The following is a 26,385-nucleotide window of genomic DNA, read 5'->3' on the forward strand; positions in this document are numbered from 1 at the left end:
TGTTGGATTACAGCCAAGATTAAGTTCTAATCTAGGAGTATCTATTCAAGACACTCACTTAGCAATATCAATACTCTTTATGACATTTTCAATTTCAGCAATTAGTTTCACTTGTTTATCTGATATTTTCGGCGCATATAAAATCTTAAAATATGCACAAATAATTTCAATAACTTGACTATGTATTGCTTTCTTCGCTGGAAACAAAAATGTATTATATTTTGCTTTTTTCTGCATAGGCATTGGTACAGGATGTTATCCAGGTATTGCTCGCTCACTTATTACAAGACACGCAAAAGACCACGTTGACCTAAAAAAACCTATGCTATATTATCAGCATTACTAGTTTTAGCTCCAACTTTTGGAACACTATATGGAAACGTAATGGCGAAATTTTCTACCTGGCAAACAAGCTACCTTATCGTAGCTATTGTTGAAATTTCACTCTTAATATATAGTCAAAAAATACTTCGCCAAGATGCTAAGCTTCAAAAGCTTATCAGTTTATCTGCAATACATCATATTTTGTTATCTCATATTAAAAATAAAACTTTTATTATCTCAATGTTTAGCTTAGCTCTCTGTTACTGTACATACATCCAGGTAATACTAGTTAATTTAGGACTAATGCTACAACACAAAACTTCAACTATACATATCTCTTTCTATATAGTTATCTTATTATTAGCTGCAACCTATGTGGTCTCAACAATTTTGGTTGGTAAGCTATCCCATATTCTTCATAAAAAAAGAATGCCTGTAATTATGTTAACAATCATTACTATCGGAGTAATGTTATTTAGTTCTAGTATACCAATAATCATGTTGATAGGTATTTATGTCATAACATTTGGTATTGGATTTTTAGGTCCAATGTTCACTTCTTTAGGTATAATTTCTATTTCGACAGGTTATGGTACCGCTTCTGCAATGATAACTTTTTCTAATGCCTTAACAGCATCATTATTTACATTTGTTGAGTCAAAACTAACTCTTACACCACATAGTTTCATTAGGACTTTTGATGTGTAGTAATCTCTTCCACCTATCAGCGGAATCTCAAATACTATATAATTTTCTAAAATCTGCCTAATTTATATAGGAATTTAACAAATTAGTTTGATGATTTGTTAGTTCTAGAACACTAATTATTTCATTTTTAGACTTTTTCAAAACTATCTTAGAGTCTGGTATTTTTTGTTTTTTACCATACTCACTATTTTCTGATTTTTTATAAGGCTGATAAGAAGCTCTTTTATTTAAAATAGTACCTGGAGCTCGTCCATATCCATGAGATTTATATACACAATGCTTTGCTGGTGAACCAATCTCTTGTAATATGGTTGATAGATTCCTTTGCACTTGATAAGGCGTGTAAATACTATTGTTTTTACGCATTTGTTTTTGCCAAGGATGTAATAAATCCGTATCCAATAAACTTGCACATGCAAGTGAATTTATGTAGGCAAGTACACTAACTTGATTCCAAATATCTAGTGTTGGAGTATCTGGAGTTTCATATTTACCTAAAAGTAAATGTTGCTTAGAAAACCTAAAGAAATGCTCAATATTAAATCTACTTGAATATCTAGAAAATATTTCAAAACTAGTCAGCTTTCCTCTATCTTTGCCAGCTAACATCAACCACATATTTTTGTAGTATACTGGATCTCCATTGTCTTTAAAAACTTGAACTTTAACAATATCAAAACAATTCTCATGCATTGGCATGTTCCTTTTTCCATGAATAATTAAATTATTCCAACGAGTCAATTTTACAGTATATACTTTTCCTCGTGTGGTAACTATTTCACATTGTTCAGAATCAGATGGAGCTGTAGTCCATGTTGATTCATCATTTAATTTAAAAGACTCACCATATTTTTTGAGCTTATTATCACTATGATCTTGAAAAGATAAATTTCTAACAGAGTTAAGCCTGCTTAACAATAATGTATTATTATGTTCTGAGTAAACTCTATGAATACATTCCATTGAACTGTATTTTGAGTCACCAATCAGAACATTAATATCTCCTGAATTCTCTTGATTAGATATGTATTTATGGAATTGATCTAAGCCTACACTAATACCAGAATCAGCAGCAGTCACTCGCTGCAAATTAACAGGTACCACCCATTGCCCCATCTCCTGCCTAAGTATACTAAATAAGAGTATGAATGACCTATGCCAACTTTACCCGTACCATTAGTCAATCCATAAACAAATCTTCTTCTATCCATGCTTTTTGAGTTAGGCTTTAAGATTGATGTTTCATCTAGAGCATAAAAATGTATGTTGGATGAATTGTTTAATTTTATTTCATTAATCAATTTTGTTCCCACTTTACCCAATATCGATGATTGTGATTCTATCTTTAGTATCTGAGATATGCTGCTATATTGTCGAGTAAAAAATGGGGATAAAGATAGCTCAACAGCAGTTTTAGCATTTGATGATGATAAAGCATCTATTAATTCAAATGTGGTATCAGCATAAGTTTCAAAGCTATCATATAACTCTTCTCTAAATGAATTTGTATAGGCAAAATTACCAAAAGGAAAGGACATATAATGATCTATTTCAAAATTATTTACATGGAGATTATTATAATTTATTCAATGCCCAGACATCAAAAGTCCCATTCATGCTAGCTGGGTTTTGTACAATTTTATTAAGCTTAATCTTATTAACTATATTTAAATTCGCCATATCTAAAAATTAGAATTTAGCTCAAACTAAAAAATTAATTGGTGATCATATTATAAATGAAAGAATAACCTTAATATTCATCCTTCCAACGTTTATCCATATTTTAATATGACCAGTTTCCCTTAACATACAATTAAAGCTACAATAATAACTCTATATCTAGATACCACCAATTATCTCTGGCAAAAGATTTACATTTGATAGCATCTTTATATGTCATAACGACTGCTTGGTTATCTTTAATATTAGCAAAATCCTTTTGCTCAAACTTATAGTGATCTTTGAATATTTTTTTATCAACGATATCTACTCTATTATCTACTAAAGTTTGAAAAAATTTAGTTGGATTACCGATACCCGCCACAGCAACAACTTTTTTATTCAAAAATTGATCTTTATATACTCTTTCGTCTGAGACAATATTCACAAACTCAGTTGCAGCAATCTTAGCAAAAGTAATATTTTGATTATAATTTCTTAAGTAGCTTTTATCTTCTTCAGAACAATTACCAATAACAATAATTTCATCAACTGATTTCAATCTATCAACAGGCTCTCTTAAGGGTCCAGCAGGAATGCATAATTGATTACCAAACATTCTACCGGCATCCACAACTACTATTTCTTTATCTCTAGCAAGCTTATAGTGCTGTAAACCATCATCACTAACTATAACATCAGTACTTGGATATTTTTCTTCAATATATTTTACAGAATCAACTCTTTGAGGTGATATAACTATTGGCACTTGGCCACTTAAAGCATCATACAACATCGCTGGCTCATCACCACACTTATCAGCCGGAGTATCTGAACTAACCTCAAACGGATAGCTTTCAGCTTTTGCACCGTAGCCACGGCTGATAATTACAGGATGCTTATCTTCAGTTAGATATTCTTGAATTAACCTTCTAACTACAGGAGTCTTTCCTGTACCACCAACAGATATATTACCAACGATAACAACAGGTATCTTTGATTTATATTGTGTCTGTTGCTGTTTTAGTTTGCGATTAGTAGCAATTTTTGAAAAAATACTAGAAATAGGTTTTAGAATATAGCTCAACAAATTTGGATTTCGCTGGTACCAGAATCTGTCTATCATTTAACTACTCAAGTCCAGATTTATATAATCTAGTATAAAGACCTCCTTGTTCCAGAAGCTCTTCATGTTTACCACTTTCAACAATTCTCCCACCATCCATAACAACAATCTTGTCAGCACTTTCAACTGTACTTAATCTATGTGCAATGACCAAAGTTGTACATGATTTAGTTAGGCTCTCAAGCTCTTGCTGAACAACTCTTTCTGACTCATTATCTAGCGCACTAGTAGCCTCATCAAATATTAGTATGGGCGCATTTTTTAATAATGCCCTAGCTATTGAAATTCTCTGTCTTTGGCCCCCAGATAGTTTAGAGCCATTATTCCCTATATTTGTATGCATACCTTCTGGCAATTCTTGGACAAAATCATAAGCATTTGCTCTTTTAAGAACATCTATAACTTCCTCTTCTGAGACTTCTTTTGATAAACCAAAAGCAATATTATTATAAACAGTGTCATCAAATAGATGAACATTTTGTGAAACCATCGATAAATGAGATCTTAAATTCTCTAATGATAGTTCACGAGTGTCTACACCATCAAGAACTATCTGCCCATTATGCTGGGTATAAAATCTTGAAATAATACTTGTAAGTGTAGTTTTCCCGCTACCTGACTTACCAACGAATGCCACTGTTTCACCAGCATTGATATCAACACTTACGCCATTTAAAACATTAAGTGTACTAAAGGCAAAACTTACATCTTTAATGCTTACATCACCAGATATATTCTTAAGCTCTTTTTTACCAGTTTCTTCTTCTGCTGGATAATCAAGAATATAAAAGATATCCTCAGTTGCTGCCACAGCTTTCTGAATAACCACATTTACCTTGGTAAGATTCTTTATTGGTTTCAAAATAGCTGCTGCTGCTGCAAAGAAAGATGCAAAGGAGCCAGCTGTTAACCAAGATGATCCTCCACCTTCATTAGTACCAAAAATAGCAATTGTAAATAACGAAAGTGCCAAAACAAGAGATGCTATAATCTGAATAATAGGTGATGTTAAAGAATCTAAAGCAATTGTTCTTATCTGTTGAGAATAGGTATAGTCAAGACTTTTAAAAAACTTATTTTGTTGTTTATCTTGTGCACCAAATATTCTTATTTCTTTATAGTTTCTAAGAGTTTCTTCCGCAGTATGGGTAACATTACCCATGGATGACTGAGTATTTCTACTTAATGATCTGAATTTCTTGTTTATCAGAGATATAAATACACCTAAAAATGGACCAACTAATATCAAAAATAAAGATAGCTGCCAACTTGATATAACCATCACTATCACAAGACCTATTACAAAAGTACCATCTTGAACTACTGTTATAATAGCCGTTGATGTAGCTTCAGTAACCTGATCAACATTGTATAAAAGCCTTGAAATAATTTGACCTGAAGAATGCTTATCAAAAAAAGTCGCTGGTAGATTCATAAATCGTTTATAGATGTCTTTTCTAAACTTATATACAACTTTTTGTCCTAGCGAGCCTATAAAGTAGCTAGACAGAAAAGACCCTATAGATCTCATTGTTAATAGCCCAACCATACCAACACCCATCAACATCAAGATACTAGCACTTTGCTTGGTGACATCTCCACCAGCACCAAAACCATAGTTTAGTATAGGATTTATAAGGTATATCATCGAAGCATCAGCTGCTGAGAAAAATATACTACCTATAGCAGCTAAAACCAAGAAATGCCATAAGTGTTTAACTTGGCCTAATAGCCTTTTATAAAGAGTTGTTACCTTTTCTTTACTTGACATTTCACCACTAAGAGACCCTGGGCCTTGTGATTTAAGGTCTAATTTATCAATCATATTTGCCATAATTTATAAAAAGATGCTTTTAAACGACATTAAGTAACGAATAATTATACACTTTTTTCTGTTAATATAAAGCTAAGCAAATTTAACTAGCTGAATGATGAGAGTATATCTAGTCGGTGGTGCAGTTAGAGATAGATTACTAAGATTGTCTCACAAAGATAGAGACTGGCTTGTTGTTGGAGCAACTGAAGAACAAATGTTATCTACAGGATATCTTAAAATCAACTCCTCATTTCCAGTTTTTCTAGACCCAAAAACAAAAGAAGAATATGCTCTTGCCAGATCAGAAAAGAAAGTTGCAAAAGGATATCACGGCTTTGAAACATTCTTCTCAAAAGATACAACCCTTGAAGATGATCTTAAACGTAGAGATTTAACTATTAACTCTATGGCTATAGGGGAAAATGGCAATATAATAGATCCCTTCAATGGCCAACAAGATGTCAAAGACAGAGTTTTACGACATACCTCAGAAGCTTTTATTGATGATCCTTTACGGGTTATTCGATTAGCCAGATTTAAGTCTCAACTTTCTGAATTTAACTTCTCGGTAGCATATGAAACTAAACAACTTGCAAGATACCTTTCAAAAACTGATGAATTAGATCATCTTTCAAAAGAGCGTTTGCATATAGAATTTATTAAAGCTCTTACAAACCCTAAAGTTTTTTTTGAGACACTAGATAATCTAGGCTCATTAGAAAAAGTATTTCCAACAATAAAAAACTTACTTAGATTGATACCTAACACAAATTTCTTTAACAACCATAAGTATATAAACTCAGATACAAGGCAAAAAATTGCCTTATGTTTTTTAGAAATTCCTAAAAAACATCTAGAATGCATAAAGAGAGAATTATTATTAACAAATGAACAATTTAAAATACTAAATGCAGCCATTAATATCAGACAAATACTGGAAGACCACATAAATGCATCAATAGCTTTAAACCTTATAAAAAGTGCAAACTTACTAAGAAATAGAATCTTGTTTAAAAAAGGTACTGAGGTGTACGTAAAGTACATAAATATTACCAAAACAAAAAAGGCTCTAAGAAATTATAAATCTCTAGAAAGAACTATAGATATCATTAATAATTTAAATGTGCAGAGAATAGTAACTGACACTCATAAAAGTGATCTAAAAAACTCCATAAATAATCTCTATATTGATACTATAAAAAATGAACTAAAATTGTGATACAATTGCGAAAGCCTTTTTTATAAAAAAATACTTCGCAGAATGAGAAACATCAACAACTATATTTTTCCTATCAACACCGTAGTCTGTATTTTAACCTTATGTACAGTTGTTTTTACAATGACTATTCTTGGGTGGAAGCCATGTCCCATGTGTCTTTTACAACAATTATCTGTACTATGTATACTAGTTTTTAGTATATTAGGATGGATTAAAAAATCACCAAAAGGCTTTTCACTAGCCATACAAATAATGACTTTAGCAGTTATAATCCTAGGCATGTATGTCGCCGCAGACCAAATACATTTACAGTATTTCACCAACACTCCAACAACAAATGTTGCTTCATGTGGTGGGATAGATAATCCGTTTTTACTTAGTGTTACCAAATCGATTACAGGATCAGTTGAAAGTTGCTCAGAAATCTCTAAACAGATTTCTGGCTATAGCCTAGCAGTTTATAGCTTTTTATTCTTTAGCTGCTTACTGGTAGTCAATTGTATCAGCCTTTTTATAAAAATATTTAAAAAATAGTGAGATAAAACTGTGGACTTCAAAAAAACTTTTGAAAAAATTAAACAAAAAATTAATGCTAATAAAAAAAACTACACTATCTTTGGCGTAATAACAATCATAATTGCATGGCTAATCTTAGGCAAATTAGGTTTAACTTTGACAATTGTTTATTTCATATTTCAAATTAAAAAAATAAGAGCATTACTTGCCAAACTACAAAATAAGAATGTTGCCTCGGTAGTAGTGGTGGTAGCAACACTGCTAATATTTGGAAGCATCTTTGGATTTGCTGAGTTTATACAAAGCATGATAAAAAAAGGTATGGCATCTTATGTGCCTCAACCTGTTCCAGTTACATCAACTATTGTGAAAAAAACAGATTGGCAACAAATTATTAATACTATTGGTGAAGCACAAGCTATTCAGTCAACACAAATTTCATCACAGTCTGGTGGTATTGTTAGTGAAATTAATTTCAAAAGTGGGCAAGAAGTAAAAAAAGGCGACCTACTTTTCAAATTAGATACAAGCCAATTAAAAGCAAATTTGGAGGAAGCTTTTTCAAAACTAAAACTTGCTAAGATAACCACAGGCCGTTATAACAAGCTTGTAGAGCAAAGAGCTACATCAAAAGAAACTGCAGATAAAGCTAACGCAAACTATTTAGCAGCCTTAGCACAAGTACAAAACATTGAATCTCAAATTGGTTTTAAAGAAGTTAAAGCTCCTTTTGATGGCAAAATAGGTCTTAGAAACATAAGTTTAGGGCAATACTTTAAGAATGGTGACAACGCTGCAACACTTACAAAAGTAAATCCAATTTTTATTACATTCTCAATACAACAAAACAAAGTTAGTATGATAAAAATAGGACAAAGCATTAACTTCTATTCTGACTCATATCCTGGCAGGAAATTTACTGCAAAAATCACTGCCATAAACTCTTTTATTAATGACTCAAACAGATCAATAATGGTTCAAGCAACATACAAAAATACAAAACGTCAAATTGTCCCTGGTATGTTTTTAACTGTTCATGTAAGCCTACCAATAAAAAAAGACTCCATTGTAATTCCAAGAAACGCGGTATCATACAGTTTGTATGGAGAGTCGGTATTTACTTTAAAACCGGTTTTAAACAAGGATGGTAAGCCTCAAAAAGTATCATATACATCTACAGCAGAAGGAGGGATGAAAACTGTTACTTTAGATAAAACCCTATATAAAGTTGGTCAAGCTAACATTAATGTCATAGAAACAAGAAACAATCTTGCTCTAGTTAATGGTTTAAAATCTGGAACAACAATAATCACTTCCGGACAAAACAAACTCCATAAGGGAAGTGATGCGATGCTAAACAATAGCGTAAAATTAAACAATAATATATATGAACAAGGAATGTAACAATGCGTCTTATTGATATTTTCATAAGAAGACCTGTTTTATCTCTTTCAATAAGTTTTATGATTATTGTTGTTGGAGTTGGTTCATTTTTTAACCTTCAGATTAGGCAATATCCCTATATTGATAGTGCAACCATCACAGTTACAACATCATACCCAGGCGCAAACCCAGCAACGATTCAAGCATTTGTAACTAGACCAATAGAAGCATCTGTCGGCTCATCAAAAGGCATCGACTATATGACATCTGAGTCTGCCCTAGGAACTAGTACAATTACGGTATATGTTAAGCTTGGCTATAACTCTAATGATGTTTTATCTGAAGTTGTACAAAATGTAAACTCTGTTCTTAATCAACTACCCAAAGATGCTTATTCTCCTGCAATCAAATTAAATCCAGCTGATAATTTCCCCGCATTAATTCTTGCTTTTACCAGTAAAACAATGGATTCCTCAGAAATATCTGCATATATAAACTCAGAGCTAACACCAAAACTACTTGCTAAAGGTGGATTATCAGAAATAGATGTATGGGGCAATAAGCCATATGCAATGCGTGCATATCCTAACAAATCTCGTATGGCAGAATATGGCATAACTCCTAATGAGCTATCTCAAGCAATTGGCGCTAACAGTTTGGTCTCAGCTGGTGGTCAAATACAAGGACCATATTTAAACTATACGCTAAACCCTGAGACAAGTATGTCTAAAGCCCAAGACTATGAAAACCTCATTATCAAAAAAAGTAGTAAACAAGTAGTTAGACTGAAAGATGTTGCAAAAGTAGAACTTGGCGCTCAAGACTATAACTCTTCAGTATACTTTGCTGGTAAAAATGCTGTACTTGCAGGTGCAGTAGTTTCACCAGAAGATAATCCCCTTTCAGTTGTTGCCAATCTAATCAAAGAACTTCCAAATATTAAAGCCAGCTTACCTAATGGTTTAGATGTTGATATTGCTTACAACCAAACCTTATATATAGAAAGCTCAATTGATGAGGTTATTCACACTCTTGCTGAAGCAATAATTATCGTGTCTATTGTAATGTTTTTATTTTTAGGGTCACTAAGAGCAATTATTGTACCTGTAATAGCTATTCCTTTATCAATTATAGGCTCTTTTTTCTTAATGAGCATGATGGGATTCTCAATAAATCTCCTAACCTTATTAGCGATGATCCTTGCCATAGGATTAGTGGTTGATGACGCTATTGTTGTACTTGAAAATATTTATCGCCATATTGAAGAAGGCATGGAACCTTTCCCTGCAGCAATAAAAGGGGCTAGAGAAATAGCTAACCCTGTAGTATTAATGACTTTAACTCTACTAGTCGTATATGCTCCTATTGGAATGATGGGAGGATTTACAGGACAATTATTTACTGAGTTTGCCTACTCACTTGCTGGAGCTGTACTTATATCTGGTATAGTTGCCTATACACTATCGCCAATGATATGTTCAAAAGTACTTAATCGCCAAATGATGAGCTCTAAATTAGTGAAATTTGTAGATTCAGTATTTAGTAAGTTAACAGCAAAATATAAGTCTTTACTCATATTTGTTTTAGATATAAAACCAGCCATTGCTATAATGGGAATTATAGTACTTATTAGCTGTTTTATAATGGGGACTGGCATCAAATCAGAACTTGCTCCAACTGAAGATCAGGGATTTATTGCGGTAATAGGTCAAGCCCCATCTTCTGCGAATATTAATTACTCAGAAGCTTTTGGTAAAAAGCTAAATCAAACTTTAGACAAAGTACCTGGTAAAAAAGATACTTTTATTCTAAACGGTGTAATGGGTTCTAATGTAATCTTTAGTGGATTTATTATGAAACCTTGGGATGACAGAAAAATTTCTCAGCAAAAGGCAGCTAACTTAATCCAATCTAGAGTAACTGCATTGCCTGGTATACAAACATATGTACAACAAATGCCTTCTCTACCGGGGATTCCTCGAGGTGCCCCTCTCTCTCTGGTTATTCAAAGTGTTAATGATTATAAAGCAATAAATGACATTACTAATAAAGTCATTGATAAGATGATGAAAAGTGGCCTATTTGTTTTTACACAAAGCGACCTTAAATTTGATAACCCTGTTGTTGATATAAACATAGATCGTGAAAAAGCAGGCATCCTAGGAATCACAATGGCTGATATTGCCAAAACACTTGGCTCTTCATATGCTGGTGGTTACATAAACTATTTCTTCCTCAAAGGTTATAGTTTCCAAGTGATACCTCAATTAGCTAGAAATGAGATGTTAACCCAAGAACAACTAGGAAGTATCTTTATACGCTCAGATGACTCTTCAGATTTATTTAATTCCGAAGTTCCCCTATCAGCTCTAATGACATTTAAAACAAAAGGACAACCTCTAACACAAAACACTTTCCAACAGCTAAACTCTGCAACAATTTCTGCAGTTATGGCGCCCGGTGTCACCCAGGGACAAGCTGTTGATTATGTTAAAAATGTAGTTAGAGACCAACTACCAGCGGGATTCTCATATAATTTCTCAGGTTCAGCTCGCCAATATGTTGAAAATGGCAATACCATGATGGTCGCCTTTGCTTTTGCAATTGTGCTAATATTCTTAGCTCTATCTGCTCAATTTGAAAGTTTTAGAGATTCACTAGTTATCCTAGTAACCATCCCAATGGCTATTTCAGGAGCCTTGATTCCTTTATATGTCGGGCAATATATTGGTGCAGGTTGGGCTTCACTAAATATCTACACTGAGCTTGGTCTAGTAACACTAATAGGACTAATATCAAAACAAGGAATTATGGTTGTTGAGTTTGCCAATCATTTACAAAAACATGAAAGATTAAGTAAATATGATGCAATCGTCAAATCCTCATCACAACGTTTAAGACCGATATTAATGACTGTATCAGCTATGGTTGTTGGTGTAATTCCTCTTGTCACCTCTACAGGAGCTGGTGCAGTAAGTAGGAACTGTATTGGTGTAGTTATATCAAGTGGTCTAGTTATTGGAGCTCTTTTCTCTTTAGTTGTCCTACCTGTTGTCTATATGTATATTGCTAGTGATAAATCAAAGTCTGTTAAACTAGATATTGAACAACAAAAAATAGTAGATGAACTTAAATAGAAATTATAGAACAGACTAATAATACTTATTATTAATACGAAGAGATCAATTAAAAATTCTATTTTGAATAATCAATATTTCTTTGATGTGCTAATAACTTTGAAACATTAAGTTAATAATTCCATGGATGAATCTCACAATTTTTTTGATTACTATTGCGGACAATATGTTTGATTGCAACTTTAAGCTATAGTTATGATTTTTTTTATTCGAGCAGCTCCTGGAGTAATGGCTGGTATGTGGCCACTCCAAAGATTCTTCTAAGCATTTGTTTTACAGCTGTTATTGGTATACCTTTTGCCTTCTTTCTTCCAAAATAAATCAATGCTTAAATTATAAGCTTTTTAGATTTTAAAATATCTAAAGTTAATATAGTTTCCAAAATTTTTGTAATGTAAAACCAAGAATGTTTATTCGCCCACACAAATACAGGCTGTTTTCTTGAGCACACAAAAAATAGGTGAAATACTATTCTCATTGCTAAGAATTACTAATTTTTAAGCGTGGATAAAAACTTAAAGCATTTCTAAAAAATATTTTCTCATAAGTTTGTTTGACGTTAGATGTATTATTTATTATATAATCATTTATTATACTAAATTGTTGTCGATATGTACTGGCAAGCTTATGAACAGGCCAATCTGAACCATATATGACTCTATTACTACCAAAGTTTTGGAAGATAATATCTAAATAGCCTGTGAAGTCTGCAAACTTCCAATTATTTGTATCTGCTTCTGTAACTAATCCCGAGAGTTTACAAGCTACATTCTCATATTTTGATAATTCAATCATATCCTCTTTCCAGCCTTCAAATTTTTGATCTTTTATACAAGGCTTTGCCATATGATCAACTATGAATTTTATATCTGGGTATTTAGAAACTAGCTTAGATGCATTCTCTATATGTTCTGGCTTTATTAATAGATCATAACTAATATCAAATAAACTTAATGATGATATTCCTCTACAGAAATCATCTGATAACATAAAATCAATATTCTCTCTATCTTGTAGCATGTTACGAACACCGATAAATTTATTATTTTTGCTAAGTTTTCTTAGATTTATCAAAGCACTGTTTGAACTTAAATCAACCCAACCAACAACTCCTGCAATAAAATCATTTTCAGTAGCAAGTTTTAATAACCATTCTGTTTCTTTTATAGATCGTACTGCTTGTATTGCTATCACTGAATTTACATTAGATATTCGACTATCATGATATAGTTGTTGAGGCAATAACTCTTGCTTTAGGACATCCATATTAGAATCTATCCATGGATAATCATCCTTATTATTCTGATAGTCTATAAAATGCACATGCGAATCAAGTATCATAAGTTTGGTTCCATAATTTAGATCAATATTTCATTTAGATCTTGCCACAATCCAATGGGGATTAATTTCTGATATGCTTCAATATTGTTTCTTAATTCGCTACTTTGTCTCATTCCTGTAACTACAGAAGCCATACTAGGGTGACGTAGAGGAAAAGCTAATGCTACAGCATTTATAGCTAAGTTATATTTAGTGCATAGTTTTTGTATTTCCATAACTTTCTTTTGGATATTCTCATCTGGAGAAATATAATTATATTTCATATCCTTATGGATACCTGTAGCTAAAATACCTGATTCAAAGGGTCTTGCTTGTAATACAGCGATCTGTTTTTGAAAGCAAGTATTTAAAAATTCCTTGGCACTTTGGTCTAAAAGCGTATAACTCCCTTGTAGCATAAAGCAGTCAAAATCTGCCTGCTGTAAAGCTTGATCACAAACTTGCCATTGTTTTACACCCAAACTAATTGCTTTTATTATCCCTTGGTTTTTTAGCTCTTCTAAAGCTTTATAACCAGATCTCATAGTAATAGCAAATTGCCTTTCAAAATCACTACCTAAAACTATTCTATCTAAATCGTGGATATGAACAATATCAAGATAATTTACTCCCAAACGTTGTAAGCTCCCTTCAATACTTCTCATAAAGCCAGTATAGGAATAATCATAATGAATTTCATTAGGTAAGGGATTTACAAACCACTCTTCATCAGTCTTAAAATTTCCACGAGCAGGAGTTAAAACCTTGCCAACTTTGGTTGATAGCACAAACTCATCTCTAGGGTATTTATACAAATTATAACCAAGTCGATGCTCACTTAAACCATGGCCATACTGAGGAGCTGTATCAAAATAGCGAACTCCTTGCTCCCAAGCAGAATCTATAACTGAAGTAACTTGATCATTACTAACACTAGTATATAGGTTACCTATTGGAGCTCCACCAAAGCCTATCTCTGATACAGTTAATGGCAGTTTGCCTAACTTTCTATAATTCATAAATTATCTCTTCTTTACACTTGACACCATGCTTTACCAAGAGGGTAACTATAGGTTTTTAATGACTCTTGGAACATTTCTATACTATAACCAGGAGCCATTGGAGCCCTATAGCAACCATTTTCAATAACTACAGGATTAACGAAATGTTCATGCAAGTGATCAACATACTCAGTCACTCTATCTTCAAGTGTTCCGGAAATAGCAATATAATCAATAAAAGAAAGATGTTGAACATATTCACATAAGCCAACTCCTCCAGCATGAGGACAAACTGGAATATTATACTTAGCTGCCATAAGATAAACACTTAAAATTTCATTAACTCCACCTAGTCTACAACTATCAATTTGACAAACATCTAATGCTCCAGATTCAATAAACTGCTTGAATATTATGCGATTCTGACAATGCTCTCCTGTTGCTACCTTAACTGGTTTAATTTGCTGACGTATTTTCTTATGCCCTAACACATCGTCAGGGCTTGTAGGTTCTTCAATAAACCATGGATCAAATCGCTTGAGTTTATTAACTCACTCAACAGCTTCACTTACTTCCCAACACTAATTGGCGTCGATCATTAAACGTCGATCAGCTCCTATAACTTCTCTAGCAATACCACATCGTCTAATATCATCATCGATATTTTCACCTACTTTTAACTTTATATAGTTCCAGCCTAAATCTACTGACTCTTGACATAACCTTCTAAGTTTATCATCAGAATAATCTAACCAACCAGCTGAAGTTGTATAAGCTGGGTAACCATTTTCAAGCATTTATTGGATACGCTGATGTTTTGTAGCTTCTTTGCTTTTAAGAATTTTTAAAGCTTCTGATCGAGTTATGACATCTGTTATATATGTAAAATCAATACATTTAATAAGCTCTTCTGGGGACATATCCGTAATTAATTTCCATAAAGGTTTTTTTTCTACCTTAGCCCATAAATCCCATACAGCATTTACAATAGCAGCTGTTGCTAAATGAATAGCTCCTTTATCAGGACCTAACCATCGTAATTGACTATCACCTGTGATATATTTCAAGAATTTACCCATATCATTAGTAAACTCAGACAAAGCATGACCCTTAACTAAGTATGATAAGGCTTCTACTGCTGCTACACAGACCTCGTTACCTCGACCTATGCTAAATGTTAAACCATGACCTTGTAACCCCTGATCTGTATGCAAAATAACATATGCAGCTGAATAATCAGGATCTTTATTCATTGCATCTGAGCCATCTAAGCTTTTCGAAGTCTGAAAGCGTATATCATGAACTGTTATATCTTTTATAATCATAGTTATAGCCAGCCTTTATGCTTTGTAATTAATAACTTTTTGTCTTTGCTCTCCCAAACCTGCTATAGATAGCACAACACTATCTCCTGCTTTTAGATAAACTTGAGGATTTTGACCTATACCAACTCCTTTTGGAGTCCCTGTTGAGATAATATCTCCCTCTTTTAAATCACAAAACTGACTAAGGTAGGATATTAAATGAGGTATTTTAAAAATTAGGTCTTTTGTATTACCATTCTGGAACTCTTTAGCATTAACTGATAAATGCATATTTAGATCATCAACATCATTGATCTCATCTTGAGTAACTAGCCAAGGACCAATAGGACCAAAATTACGATAACTCTTACCTTTAACCCACTGACCATGTCTTTATAGTTGAAACTCTCTCTCTGAAAGGTCATTAATAACACAAAATCCTGCAACATGTGACATCGCATCAGCTTCATCTATATGAATACCATCTTTTCCAATAATTACACCTAGCTCTACTTCCCAATCAACCTTCTTAGAATTTGGAGGAATAATGATATCATCATTAGGGCCGCATAAAGCACTTGTGAATTTTGAAAAAAACAAGTGGCTCTGATGGTCGTGCCATTTTACTTTCTTCTGCATGATCAATATAATTTAACCCAATACAGATAAATTTACCAACGCCTGAAATTGGAGCACCAATTCGTAAAATATTTGCTTTATCTACTATTGGTAATTCTTCGATATTAAAATCTTTATCTACAATAAGCTCTTCTAAAATATAATTAATCGTTTGTGAGGAAATGTCTTTTACATGCCCTGATAAATCTCTAACATTACCCTTTTCATCCAAAACAGCAGGTTTTTCATTATTTACCTCTCCATAACGTAAGAATTTCATCTTCCATATTCTCCTTTATTATCTATATTCTTTCATAATTTAAATTTATTTTAATTTGCCCAACCACCATCTATGACATGCTGCCCACCGGTAACGAAAACACTTTCATCACTAGCTAAATAAACAGCTAATGCAGCAACTTCATCAACTACACCTAATCTACCCATAGGCTGGCGATTAATAAAGTCCAGTCTGGCCTGCTCGCCTCCTTGAGCTTTGATCCTAGCTAATAAAGATGGAGATTCAATAGTTCCTGGACAAATTGCGTTTACACGAATGCCATCTTTAACAAAATCTGCTGCTATTGATTTTGTTAAGCCAATAGTAGCGGCTTTAGTTGTAGTATAAACAAAACGATTTGGTACACCTTTGATACTAGATGCTACTGATGACATATTAATTATTGAACCACTTTTTTGTTCCAACATAACTGGTAGAAAAGCTTTAATCATAAAATACATAGAACGTACATTTAAGTTAAAAGACCAGTCCAAATCTGAAACTTCTGTTTCTAAAAACGTGCCATGATGAACAAATCCTGCACAATTAAATAATATATCAACACTACCTATCTTATTTGCAAAGCTCTCAATTTGTTGCTGCTTAGTAACATCTAATTCAAATATTTCAATGAAGCTACACTCTTGAGAAAGTTCTTGCAACGTTTGCCTGTTAATATCCGTAGCATACACCTTGGCTCCTTGTCTTGCAAAGGCCAAAGCCGTTGCTTTGCCTATACCTTGACCAGCTGCTGTAACTATTGCAACTTTACCTTTTAACCTACTCATAATTACTCCTTTATAACAATTACTAATTTATTTATATTTGAAGTAGGATACCTAACCTATTTACTCCATAAAAAAACTTGCTCTAATTTCTTCCACCAATCTCCCTGATCTCTATCTAAAAAAGGCTCTTGGCATAAATCAGTCTTACGCCACCATATCTTTATAATTTCAGATTTAGCCATTCTCGACATATCTCTTTCAAAGTCATCACCAGTATATTCAAAATAGGCAAACAAGGTTTCTTTATCGAGAAAAATAGAATAATTACTTATGTTTGCTTTTTTTATTTCTACTAAAACTTCATCAGGAATATTATTATGTAATTTTACATACTCAGAAAGCCTATCTTTCTTAACTCGGATAATCTCAGCAATACGTTTCATCATTACTCTCCAATATTTCTTAAAGATGCTCCTGAACTAAGTTTCTCCTCAATAGATTCCAGTGAAACACCTTTTGTTTCTGGCAACAGAAAATAGATAAAGAATAAACAAATAAAATTAAAAATAGTGAAAACCAGAAAGGTATTGCTAGCTCCTATAGCATTAAGCATACTCAAGAAGAATAGAGCTAAAATAAAATTTGATATCCAGTTTGCACAAGTTGCTACACATAAACCAAAATCACGACCATGTAATGGGAAAATTTCTGCACATAGTACCCAAATAACAGGCCCTGAACTAAATGCAAAAGTTATTAAGAAACCCAAGATTGCAATGATTGCTAATATTTCTATAAATAATGACGTTACTCCAATATAGAAAACTATCGATAATAATAGCATTGATATAGTCATGCCAACATATCCATAATATAGCAGAGGTTTTCTTCCCTTTCTATCAACAAAAGGAATTGCAGCTAAGCATGCTATAATATTAACTACACCAATAAATACAGTAACCCAGCCTTGAGAAGTTGTTGATTCAAATCCTGCCATCCCAAATATCTTAGAAGCATAATAAAATATCATATTAATCCCTGTAAACTGCTGCATAACTTGCAGCAACACGCCAAGACCGACTACTCTTCTAAAATTATTATTTGAGAAGAAAAGTTTTAAGCCACTATCATTTTTTGTCTGTTGTGCTACAGTGTTCATCTCTGTTATTTCAGTCTGAATTTCAGAGCTGTTTCTTCTTATTTTCAAAAGAACTTCTTCTACTTCCTTTTGACCTTTACCTGCTAAAAACAACCACCTAGGACTTTTTAGTAGCAATCATAATAAAAGAAACATGATAATCGATGGAACAGCAATAATGCCTAACATTCCGCGCCATGATTCAAAATAACTAAAAACAGTATCACTGATAAAAGAAAGTAAAATTCCGACATATACCATAACCTGATACATACTTATAATACCACCACGTAAATGCTTAGGGGCCATTTCAGATAAATACATCGGTGCTACAAAAGCAGCTATTCCTACAGAAAAACCTAAAATAAGGCGATAGAATATTAAGCTGTCTGGTCCAGATGCGCTTGCTGAAAGTAATGATCCTATCGTGTATAAAGCTGCTGCGATTATTAAAGAAGTCTTCCTCCCAAATCTTCTAGATAGAAATGAACCCACTATAGTACCTATAAAAGCACCAAATAAAACTGCACTTACAACAGTCTCTTGCTCAAATGTACTTATATTAAAATTTTTTTGTAAAATTGGTAATGCACCAGAAATCACCCCTGTATCAATACCAAATAAAAGACCAGCTAATGCCGCTACTACAGTAATCAATATTAGCATTGTTTTTGGGGTCTTCTTGTCTAAAACCTCATCTATCATCTATACTCCATATAATTTTTTATGCATAAACTTAATTTCATATCTTATAAATCATGCATATAAAAGACTTATTAAATTATTTAGCTATTTATTCAAAATGCTTACTATTTGAATATATCGTTTTTTGAGCCTCTCGATACGTTTTAAAAATCACAAATATTTATAAATTTATGATAGTTATGATTAGATATATTTTTCAAATATATAATCTTTGAACTTAAATTTTCAACAGTCTATATAACAAAAGCTATAGTTTAGTATAGACAGTTCATGCTGAAGAAAGTGGCATCAATGAAAACAATATGATAGATTACATACATTCAAACAAAAGCTAATGTTCTTACTTTTTAAAAACGTAACATCAAATAAATTACAGAAATAAATTTAGGACATGTTTTTTTAATCAAAGTTAAATTTGTTTTAACATTGATTAACACTTTAATAGGCAGATTAACTATGAATTTTTACACAATATTTGTAACAATATTTTTATTAACAGACGGAATCGGTAATATTCCTATATTTCTAAGTATACTTAGAAAATACAACAGTATTGATCAAAGAAAAATAATCATAAGGGAAATGATAATAGCTTTTTTTATACTCAGTTTATTTTTCTTCTGTGGTAAAACTATTTTAAGCTTAATGAGTATCTCTGTCGCAGCAGTACAAGTCTCAGGTGGTGTGATTTTATTTATCATGGCGTTAAAGATGATATCTGATGAAAATATGAGACCCGAAGATGATACAGACCCTTTTATTGTGCCATTAGCAGTCCCTTTAATGGCAGGCCCCTCAAGTATCGCAATGGTCATGATCATAGCTCAGCACAATTGTATAGGCTTATGGTTAAGTTGGCTATCAATAACCCTGGCCTGTCTTGCCACCTTATTAATACTTTTAATTGCTCCTTTTTTAAAGCGTATTTTAGGCAAAAGAGGTATGAGAGCAATCGAAAGACTTATGGGAATGATACTAACAATTATTAGTACACAAATGATAATTACAGGCATACTTCAAGCAATAAAATAATAGGATATCCAAAGAATGCTCTTTTCGATTACTTTTAATTACTAGCTACACTAAATAAAATAGATTAGATTTAATATATGGAAAAATATTTATTCAAAAGAAGTTGCTATATCAAGAATTTCATTTAAACGATCATCAGTATCAGCGATAACTAAAATCATTACTTTATGGTTTAGTTCAAGATTTCCTATACAGGTAATAATAACACCTTCATTATCACCATACGTATAATCTATTTCTTTTGACTTTAAATACTCATGATAGTCTTCTATCGTTGAACCTTCTGGTACAACTACATTATTATGTCCAACCCACGGTTTATGTTCGCCATTACGTATTTCATAGGCTAAAAATCCAGCATATATTGCTCCTGTTTGTCTTGCATTAACTTCTAAGACGTATGGAACAATCTTTCCATCTATTTTACGTATCAAAAGATCAACACCAACAATTCCTCGAACTCCCATATCACGTAGAATTTCAGTTACCTCATCACACATTTCAATAACAGCTGGCTCATCACTAAATTCAGATTTATATTTATTGCCTAAATGAGTCTGTCCATCTAGCATTTGATCACTTAGTCCTAAACAAATATCGTCATCTTTTTTATCAGCAACACTTACTTGAAAAGCCGGCGACCCAAGATTGTCTAACCATGGATCAATCATAAATATTTCCACTCTTCTCATGAGCTTTAAAATTTCTCTCAATGCCTTTTCACTTTGAAAACAATGGATGCCATAACCTGAGCAAGCTCTAGGTATAATTACAGCGCATTCATATATACCTTTATTCTCATATTTACGATATATTTTTAATGCTTTTTTAACATAGTCATCATCACTAACTGTTGAAATTATGTTTACACTAGGAACTAATATGCCCTTATCATGTAACATCTGCCTTAAGAAAGACTTATCATTTAAAAATTGAGAAAGTGCCTCTGATAATCCATAGTTTTTCTTATATTTAATTCCTAATAATTCAATTGCAGTGGCTGAAGTAAAAGGTACAAGATGTGTATACTCAGGATTGCTAAACTCTAGAATCTGATCTACATAATTCATAACAATTGTTGAGAACCGATAATGTTCATTATGCAGAAATATAAAATTTTCCATATTTATATAATCAAGACCAATCTTATTAAAATAAGAAACTATTTTTTTGACTTCATCATGAGTCTTCTTAGGCAAAACTATTTTATGGTCTTTAGCAAGTAAACAGAGTGTACGCGTAACATACTTATCTACAAAAGAGCTAACTAAATCAGCTCCATATATATCTGTAGTATTAGGTATATGAATAGCTTTTTTGCCCCAAATTTTTTCAGAAATAGAATTTGTTGTTTTTATTGCCATAAATTATGCGCCTTTCAATTGTTTTTGTTTACACGTACCAGCAATAGCCTTAGCAAAAGCTTCGGCCATTGATATTAACTTTTTTTGATCAACTTCTAAGTTAGCTATATCGTATTTTTCATTATCTGCCGTTGTTATTTTAGATAAAAGGTCCTTAGGTATATCAATACAGACAGTTTCTAATTCGCAAACAAGGTAGTGAGCCACTAAATGCTCAGCAAGAATATATGGCTTATCGTACTGTATATCTATACCCATTGCTTCTAATTCACAAGACAAAGATCCTAACAGCTCTTTAGAAGCAAAAATACCATTACGAGCATCTCCCGTAAAAAGCTCAGTTATTCTTTTTTCTCCTTCCATATGTGCCTTTCTGTATAAATCAATATAATCATCTAATGTTTCTGGAGTTTCTATTATTGCCTCAGAATATCTCTCTTGGATAACATTTGGAGAGTAACTAGACATCGTATGCAAATCTATAGAAATAGCATTATAGTTCTTGGCGACTGCAACAACATGGCAAAGTTTCTGCATATACTCATCATAAAGTTTTACCAAAGAATTTTTTAATTTAGGATGCTGGTCATAGTCAATAATATTTCTTATACAATTTGGATATAGCCTTCCAGCATCTAATATTGAACGAGGAAATGTTGGTTCCATAATTAAAGTATATAAACTATATTCTGAATATAATTTTTGAGCTATAGCATGGCTAAGAGAATATGTTCCAAAGTCATATTCAATCGATAAGAAATCATCAAAATCTTTTTTTTCTAATTTCACTAACTGCTTTATAGCAGGATAATCAAATTCAGTAAAGTTACTCCCAAGATCTGCATGAGGGCAGGTTATAACAAGATCAAACCTAAGATCCTCATCTGTATAGAAGTACAAAGTCGCACACTCATAATATTTTGTATAGAAAGGCTTAGCTATTTTACTCATAAAATTTAGTAAACTATACACTCTTATATAATTTTTAAATATTACAAATTATTATAACAACTATAAAACTAATAATAAATTTCAAAATTCTTTATAATATACCAATAAGTTGAATAAAAGCACAAATAGCATGTTTATAAAAAATAAGAAAGAAGGCTCAATATTAAGTTTTTTGGTTGTCTCTTTCGCAAGCTTCTTTGCTGTATTTATGCTTGTAATATCAGTTTTTAGTTTCTATCAAGTTAAACATCAAAACGATGCTCTCTTTGATTATCAATTAAGGTCTGCCGCTCAAGTTATTGAGACAGTTTTGAAAATATATCCTTTAGAAAGTGATAAACATGCTACAAATATAATTGTCAATAAAATATCTTCATCGTTTTTAGATATTAAAAATCATAATGAAAGTGTTGGCTTTATTGTTTATGATCTTAAGCATAAAAAGTTATTATTAAAAACTTCTAATCTTCCAATTTTTCATAAAGATTATGAAAGTATTGTTTCAAAAGCTGGTTTTGACTGGTTCTATAGTAATGCATCAGGAACCAAAAAACACTGGTACATATATACATTAAAAACGGATAATGACAAAATCATAACGATATTTGCAAACAATGAGGCTAAAGATAAAGTTTCTAGACAAATAATTTTTAAATTTGCAATACTATTAGCTTCAACCTACATAATTTTAATCGCTTTTATATATTATATTTTAAAGACTGCTCTGCATCCTCTTAAACGTATAAATAAACGTGTTGCAAAAATAAACCCTCGTAAGAATGAAAAACTTGATGAAGATATCATTCCTTATGAAATTAAATCTTTAGTTGAACAGATAAACTCTCTAATTGAAAAATTCCATGAAACATTAGAAAGAGAAAAGCGCTTCTCTGGTGATGCTGCTCACGAGTTAAAAACGCCTATTGCTGGCGTCAAAACACTAGTCGAAATTGCACTTGCATCAGACGATATTGGAGAGATTAAACAAAAGCTAGTAAAGATTGAAAGCTCAACCAATAGATATTCACATATTATTGATCAACTATTAACACTCAGTCGAATTCAGCCAAATGAACAAATTACATTTGGTAAAAAGCTTATGATTAATAAAACCCTTGAAACTCTTATTGCAGATAATGCTATTAAAGCAATTGAAAAGGATATTGAAGTATCATTCTTTCCATGTAAAAATCAAATCTATTGTTACAGTAATGACTATCTGCTTGGAATACTATTTAAAAACCTAATTTCAAATGCTATAAAATATACTCCAAATGGAGGAAATATTGAAATACATTCTTACCAAGAAGATAGCATCATAATTGTTAAGATAAAAGATAATGGTATTGGTGTTCCTCAAGAAAACATTGATCGGATTTTTGATAGGTTTTATCGCGAAACTGGAACTGGTGAAGATGGTAGTGGATTAGGCCTAGCAATAGTTACAGAGATTGTTAGACTTCATCATGGCAAAATTTCTGCTAAAAATAATATTGACCAAAAAGGACTTACTGTAACAGTTAAAATACCTACAAACTACAGCTCTGAAAGTCAACTATAAATTAGTAACAGAGGTTTTACTTGTTTACATATATCTTTCTAAGGCTTTTTGCATTTTTAGATCTTCAAACACAAAGCCTTTTGAAAGTAATCTTGTAGGTTTAATATTCTGACTTGAAAGTAATAATTCCTCACCCATCTGACCAAACAGTAGCTTAACTACAAACGCTGGCATTTTGATTATATATTTTTTAACTAAATACTTTTTCAACAATTTCATTAATACTTGATGTTGACACACATTTGGTGATGTAAGGTTAAATATTTCTTTATTATCAAATTTATTATTAATAACAAAATCAAAAACTCTACATAAATCATGTACACTGACCCAACTCATATAATTAAGACCATCTCCTAACATAGCTATAAATCCAAGTTTGGCTGACATAGATACCTTCTGCAAAGCTCCACCATTACCAATAACCACTCCAAAGCGAAAAATTGTATATCTTTGAAGCTGAGAGTCAACTAAACATTTCTCCCATTCATCAACAACTTCTTGCCCAAAGTTCAATTTATCATAATCTCTACTATGATTATATTCATCTTGGATTAATTTAGAAAAATTATAATATCCTATAGCATTAGCATTTATTAACCAAATGTTTTTATTTCCTATAAGCTTGACCAATTTATTAGTTGGCTCAATACGGCTTGATAATATTCTTTTTTTAACTGTTCTACTCCAGCTCTTCTGACCAATATTGTAACCACATAAATTTATGACAATATCGTACTTAGTAATATTTTGCTCTGTTAACTGCCCCCATGTAATTAAGTTATGATAGTTTTCTAGAATATTCTTTTCTAATCTAGTTAAAAGAGTTAGTTCATATTTACTACTTAGATGTTTAGATAGCTCTCTACCGACAAATCCCGAACCTCCTGCTATTAATATTTTCATTCTATTCCTCATAATACTTCCTTCACTATACTTACAATTATATTGATAAAAATATACTAATGAACCTTACATTTTATTTTTATTATTAAAATAACTTGAGCATACTACTACAATATGAGACTCTATAGTTACAAATTCAGTCCTCTCAGCCGAGAATAACTAGCTTTTAAAGCTGGATTTTAAGTAGCACTAATAAATAAGAGTTTTTCTATGTACTGGGTCGAAATTCTTTCAAGAATACAGTTTGCTTTCACCGTAAGCTTTCATATACTGTTTCCAGCCTTTAGTATAGGATTGTCAACTTTTTTGATGATCTTTGAGGCTCTTTGGTTAATTACAAAAAATGACAAATATCTGTCTATTGTTAAGTTTTGGACAAAAACATTTGCTCTAACATTCGGTATGGGCGTTGTTTCAGGTATTGTCATGGAATTCCAATTCGGAGCTAACTGGGCTGGATTTGCAGAGAAGGTGGGGCCTGTACTTGGATCTTTATTTACTTATGAAGTTCTAACAGCGTTTTTTATTGAAGCAGGTGCTTTAGGGATAATGATTTTTGGCTGGGGTCGAATCAATAAATACATGCACTTCTTAGCAAACTTCATCATATTTGTTGGTGTTACACTATCAGCTTTTTGGATATTGTCAGCAAACTCTTGGATGCAGACTCCTGATGGTGTTAATTATATAAATGGTAGGTTTGAAATCTATAGCTGGTATCACGTTATATTTAACCCATCTGTGATTCCTAGGTATATACATATGCTTTTAGCTGCCTACCTAAGTACCTTGATGGTTATTTTGGGAGTTAGTTCTTATTATCTTATAAAAGATAAGCATCATTCTTTTGCAAAAACTTGTGTTAAGTTTTCAATAATATCAATATTAATACTAAGCTTAAGTCAGCTTTTAGTTGGTGATGATGTTGGTAGAAAAGTTCATGAAAATCAGCCTCTAAAAACAGCTGCTATAGAAGGCATTTGGAATACACAAAAAGGTGCTCCTTTTGTTATTTTTGCATATCCAAGCGAATCTCAAGAAAAAAACTTATTTTCCATAGAAATTCCTAAGCTAGCGTCTTTGATAAATACTCATAAACTTAATGGTAAACTAATAGGATTAAAATCAGTCCCTGAAAAAGATAGGCCTGTAGTAGCAGTCGTGTTTTATAGTTTTAGAATAATGGTTGGTATTGGTACACTAATGATTTTAATTGGCTTAGTTGGAACAACGCTATTACCAAGAAAAAAAATATATTCATCAAAGTGGTTTCTCAAACTTTGTACAATAACAACACCTCTAGGTTTTGTTGCAATTATCACAGGATGGCTCACTGCAGAGTTTGGTAGGCAACCATGGGTTGTTTATAATATTCTCAGAACTCAATATTCTGTAAGTGATATTAGTTTTTGGCAGGTTTTTATTTCATTAGCTTCGATAATCATTGTTTACTTTATTATATTCGGTTACTTCTATTTCAAATATTTACTAAAAATTGTGAAAGATGGTCCAAGTAGTCTTGGAGAAGAAAGAATGCCTTACTCATACTTTCAATCAGTTGAAAAGAATATAAGTGATGAGGAATAAAT

At 32.1% G+C, this 26,385-nt stretch carries 22 protein-coding genes and 3 pseudogenes; 8 read left to right on the forward strand and 17 right to left on the reverse strand.

What is annotated here, in order from left to right:
- Positions 1–54: 54 nt before the first annotated feature.
- On the reverse strand, positions 55–237 hold the full coding sequence (locus CDV26_RS10500; protein ID WP_157671609.1) for a hypothetical protein: 183 nt from the start codon (positions 235–237) through the stop codon (positions 55–57).
- Positions 238–327: 90 nt separating this feature from the next.
- Between CDV26_RS10500 and CDV26_RS10505 the strand changes: the two genes are divergently transcribed.
- Positions 328–1,032: an MFS transporter gene (locus CDV26_RS10505; protein ID WP_157671675.1), complete on the forward strand. Its 705-nt coding sequence runs from the start codon at positions 328–330 to the stop codon at positions 1,030–1,032.
- A gap of 57 nt (positions 1,033–1,089) precedes the next feature.
- Here the strand turns inward: CDV26_RS10505 and CDV26_RS10510 are convergent, their stop codons facing one another.
- The 4 genes from CDV26_RS10510 to msbA all read right to left on the reverse strand — a co-directional run bounded on the left by CDV26_RS10510 (position 1,090) and on the right by msbA (position 5,651).
- Positions 1,090–2,148: a hypothetical protein gene (locus CDV26_RS10510; RefSeq protein WP_157671279.1), complete on the reverse strand. Its 1,059-nt coding sequence runs from the start codon at positions 2,146–2,148 to the stop codon at positions 1,090–1,092.
- On the reverse strand, positions 2,109–2,570 hold the full coding sequence (locus tag CDV26_RS10515; RefSeq protein ID WP_088771607.1) for a hypothetical protein: 462 nt from the start codon (positions 2,568–2,570) through the stop codon (positions 2,109–2,111). Before CDV26_RS10515 ends, CDV26_RS10510 begins: the two co-directional genes overlap by 40 nt.
- A 281-nt stretch (positions 2,571–2,851) precedes the next feature.
- Positions 2,852–3,817, reverse strand: coding sequence for a tetraacyldisaccharide 4'-kinase (lpxK, locus tag CDV26_RS10520; protein ID WP_088773224.1), 966 nt, complete (start codon positions 3,815–3,817; stop codon positions 2,852–2,854).
- 4 nt (positions 3,818–3,821) lie between these two features.
- Positions 3,822–5,651, reverse strand: coding sequence for a lipid A export permease/ATP-binding protein MsbA (gene msbA / locus CDV26_RS10525; RefSeq protein WP_088773225.1), 1,830 nt, complete (start codon positions 5,649–5,651; stop codon positions 3,822–3,824).
- A 97-nt stretch (positions 5,652–5,748) separates the two neighbouring features.
- Here msbA and CDV26_RS10530 point away from each other — a divergent pair, with 97 nt between their 5' ends.
- The 4 genes from CDV26_RS10530 (at position 5,749) to CDV26_RS10545 (ending at position 11,888) form a co-directional block, all read left to right on the forward strand.
- A complete protein-coding gene (locus CDV26_RS10530; RefSeq protein ID WP_088773226.1) occupies positions 5,749–6,852 on the forward strand; it encodes a CCA tRNA nucleotidyltransferase in 1,104 nt (367 codons plus the stop codon).
- Between the two features lie 120 nt (positions 6,853–6,972).
- On the forward strand, positions 6,973–7,386 hold the full coding sequence (locus CDV26_RS10535; protein ID WP_245806444.1) for a disulfide bond formation protein B: 414 nt from the start codon (positions 6,973–6,975) through the stop codon (positions 7,384–7,386).
- A gap of 12 nt (positions 7,387–7,398) precedes the next feature.
- Positions 7,399–8,772, forward strand: coding sequence for an efflux RND transporter periplasmic adaptor subunit (locus CDV26_RS10540; protein ID WP_088773228.1), 1,374 nt, complete (start codon positions 7,399–7,401; stop codon positions 8,770–8,772).
- Between the two features lie 2 nt (positions 8,773–8,774).
- Positions 8,775–11,888 (forward strand): efflux RND transporter permease subunit, encoded by a 3,114-nt coding sequence (locus CDV26_RS10545; protein ID WP_088773229.1) that lies wholly within the window; start codon positions 8,775–8,777, stop codon positions 11,886–11,888.
- A gap of 480 nt (positions 11,889–12,368) precedes the next feature.
- Here the strand turns inward: CDV26_RS10545 and CDV26_RS10550 are convergent, their stop codons facing one another.
- The 9 genes and pseudogenes from CDV26_RS10550 to CDV26_RS13320 form a co-directional block, all read right to left on the reverse strand.
- Positions 12,369–13,229 (reverse strand): amidohydrolase family protein, encoded by an 861-nt coding sequence (locus tag CDV26_RS10550; protein ID WP_088773230.1) that lies wholly within the window; start codon positions 13,227–13,229, stop codon positions 12,369–12,371.
- 17 nt (positions 13,230–13,246) lie between these two features.
- On the reverse strand, positions 13,247–14,227 hold the full coding sequence (locus tag CDV26_RS10555; protein ID WP_088773231.1) for an aldo/keto reductase: 981 nt from the start codon (positions 14,225–14,227) through the stop codon (positions 13,247–13,249).
- Positions 14,228–14,241: 14 nt separating this feature from the next.
- Positions 14,242–15,006: pseudogene (locus CDV26_RS13310) on the reverse strand (enolase C-terminal domain-like protein).
- Complete coding sequence (locus CDV26_RS12715) at positions 15,007–15,534, reverse strand: enolase-like domain-containing protein (RefSeq protein WP_211276368.1); 528 nt, start codon at positions 15,532–15,534, stop codon at positions 15,007–15,009.
- Positions 15,535–15,549: 15 nt separating this feature from the next.
- Positions 15,550–16,152: pseudogene (locus CDV26_RS10565) on the reverse strand (fumarylacetoacetate hydrolase family protein).
- Complete coding sequence (locus CDV26_RS13315; RefSeq protein WP_245806445.1) at positions 16,073–16,411, reverse strand: hypothetical protein; 339 nt, start codon at positions 16,409–16,411, stop codon at positions 16,073–16,075. Before CDV26_RS13315 ends, CDV26_RS10565 begins: the two are co-directional and overlap by 80 nt.
- Positions 16,412–16,461: 50 nt before the next feature.
- Entirely contained in the window at positions 16,462–17,199 is a 738-nt protein-coding gene (locus tag CDV26_RS10570) for an SDR family oxidoreductase (RefSeq protein ID WP_088773232.1), read from the reverse strand.
- A 56-nt stretch (positions 17,200–17,255) separates the two neighbouring features.
- Complete coding sequence (locus CDV26_RS10575; RefSeq protein WP_157671611.1) at positions 17,256–17,582, reverse strand: L-rhamnose mutarotase; 327 nt, start codon at positions 17,580–17,582, stop codon at positions 17,256–17,258.
- Positions 17,583–17,584: 2 nt separating this feature from the next.
- Positions 17,585–18,982, reverse strand: a pseudogene (locus CDV26_RS13320) (sugar porter family MFS transporter).
- A 456-nt stretch (positions 18,983–19,438) separates the two neighbouring features.
- On the opposite strand from CDV26_RS13320, the gene CDV26_RS10585 reads away from it, so the two are divergent.
- Entirely contained in the window at positions 19,439–20,014 is a 576-nt protein-coding gene (locus CDV26_RS10585; protein ID WP_088773234.1) for a MarC family protein, read from the forward strand.
- Positions 20,015–20,103: 89 nt separating this feature from the next.
- On the opposite strand, the gene CDV26_RS10590 is transcribed toward CDV26_RS10585, so the two are convergent.
- The gene (locus tag CDV26_RS10590; RefSeq protein ID WP_169709733.1) at positions 20,104–21,378 is read right to left on the reverse strand and encodes an ATP-grasp domain-containing protein; all 1,275 of its coding nucleotides are present in this window, start codon (positions 21,376–21,378) and stop codon (positions 20,104–20,106) included.
- A gap of 3 nt (positions 21,379–21,381) precedes the next feature.
- Positions 21,382–22,329 (reverse strand): hypothetical protein, encoded by a 948-nt coding sequence (locus CDV26_RS10600; RefSeq protein WP_088773235.1) that lies wholly within the window; start codon positions 22,327–22,329, stop codon positions 21,382–21,384.
- Positions 22,330–22,459: 130 nt separating this feature from the next.
- On the opposite strand from CDV26_RS10600, the gene CDV26_RS10605 reads away from it, so the two are divergent.
- A complete protein-coding gene (locus CDV26_RS10605) occupies positions 22,460–23,890 on the forward strand; it encodes a sensor histidine kinase (protein ID WP_088773236.1) in 1,431 nt (476 codons plus the stop codon).
- Positions 23,891–23,914: 24 nt separating this feature from the next.
- On the opposite strand, the gene CDV26_RS10610 is transcribed toward CDV26_RS10605, so the two are convergent.
- Positions 23,915–24,796 (reverse strand): TIGR01777 family oxidoreductase, encoded by an 882-nt coding sequence (locus tag CDV26_RS10610; RefSeq protein ID WP_088773237.1) that lies wholly within the window; start codon positions 24,794–24,796, stop codon positions 23,915–23,917.
- Between the two features lie 270 nt (positions 24,797–25,066).
- On the opposite strand from CDV26_RS10610, the gene CDV26_RS10615 reads away from it, so the two are divergent.
- Positions 25,067–26,383 carry a cytochrome ubiquinol oxidase subunit I gene (locus tag CDV26_RS10615; RefSeq protein WP_245806578.1) on the forward strand — a complete coding sequence of 439 codons (1,317 nt, stop codon included), beginning with the start codon at positions 25,067–25,069 and terminating at the stop codon, positions 26,381–26,383.
- Positions 26,384–26,385: the final 2 nt, after the last annotated feature.

The organism is Francisella halioticida, from assembly GCF_002211785.1.
Classification (GTDB): domain Bacteria; phylum Pseudomonadota; class Gammaproteobacteria; order Francisellales; family Francisellaceae; genus Francisella; species Francisella halioticida.

Bases quoted from the DNA above. Each gene is read 5' to 3' on its own strand.
- CDV26_RS10500 (WP_157671609.1), bottom strand. From the start codon at position 237: ATGCAGAAAAAAGCAAAATATAATACATTTTTGTTTCCAGCGAAGAAA.
- CDV26_RS10510 (WP_157671279.1), bottom strand. From the start codon at position 2,148: ATGGGGCAATGGGTGGTACCTGTTAATTTGCAGCGAGTGACTGCTGCT.
- CDV26_RS10515 (WP_088771607.1), bottom strand. From the start codon at position 2,570: ATGTCCTTTCCTTTTGGTAATTTTGCCTATACAAATTCATTTAGAGAA.
- lpxK (WP_088773224.1), bottom strand. From the start codon at position 3,817: ATGATAGACAGATTCTGGTACCAGCGAAATCCAAATTTGTTGAGCTAT.
- msbA (WP_088773225.1), bottom strand. From the start codon at position 5,651: ATGGCAAATATGATTGATAAATTAGACCTTAAATCACAAGGCCCAGGG.
- CDV26_RS10530 (WP_088773226.1), top strand. From the start codon at position 5,749: ATGAGAGTATATCTAGTCGGTGGTGCAGTTAGAGATAGATTACTAAGA.
- CDV26_RS10535 (WP_245806444.1), top strand. From the start codon at position 6,973: ATGACTATTCTTGGGTGGAAGCCATGTCCCATGTGTCTTTTACAACAA.
- CDV26_RS10545 (WP_088773229.1), top strand. From the start codon at position 8,775: ATGCGTCTTATTGATATTTTCATAAGAAGACCTGTTTTATCTCTTTCA.
- CDV26_RS10550 (WP_088773230.1), bottom strand. From the start codon at position 13,229: ATGATACTTGATTCGCATGTGCATTTTATAGACTATCAGAATAATAAG.
- CDV26_RS10555 (WP_088773231.1), bottom strand. From the start codon at position 14,227: ATGAATTATAGAAAGTTAGGCAAACTGCCATTAACTGTATCAGAGATA.
- CDV26_RS12715 (WP_211276368.1), bottom strand. From the start codon at position 15,534: ATGATTATAAAAGATATAACAGTTCATGATATACGCTTTCAGACTTCG.
- CDV26_RS13315 (WP_245806445.1), bottom strand. From the start codon at position 16,411: ATGAAATTCTTACGTTATGGAGAGGTAAATAATGAAAAACCTGCTGTT.
- CDV26_RS10570 (WP_088773232.1), bottom strand. From the start codon at position 17,199: ATGAGTAGGTTAAAAGGTAAAGTTGCAATAGTTACAGCAGCTGGTCAA.
- CDV26_RS10575 (WP_157671611.1), bottom strand. From the start codon at position 17,582: ATGAAACGTATTGCTGAGATTATCCGAGTTAAGAAAGATAGGCTTTCT.
- CDV26_RS10585 (WP_088773234.1), top strand. From the start codon at position 19,439: ATGAATTTTTACACAATATTTGTAACAATATTTTTATTAACAGACGGA.
- CDV26_RS10590 (WP_169709733.1), bottom strand. From the start codon at position 21,378: ATGGCAATAAAAACAACAAATTCTATTTCTGAAAAAATTTGGGGCAAA.
- CDV26_RS10600 (WP_088773235.1), bottom strand. From the start codon at position 22,329: ATGAGTAAAATAGCTAAGCCTTTCTATACAAAATATTATGAGTGTGCG.
- CDV26_RS10605 (WP_088773236.1), top strand. From the start codon at position 22,460: ATGTTTATAAAAAATAAGAAAGAAGGCTCAATATTAAGTTTTTTGGTT.
- CDV26_RS10610 (WP_088773237.1), bottom strand. From the start codon at position 24,796: ATGAAAATATTAATAGCAGGAGGTTCGGGATTTGTCGGTAGAGAGCTA.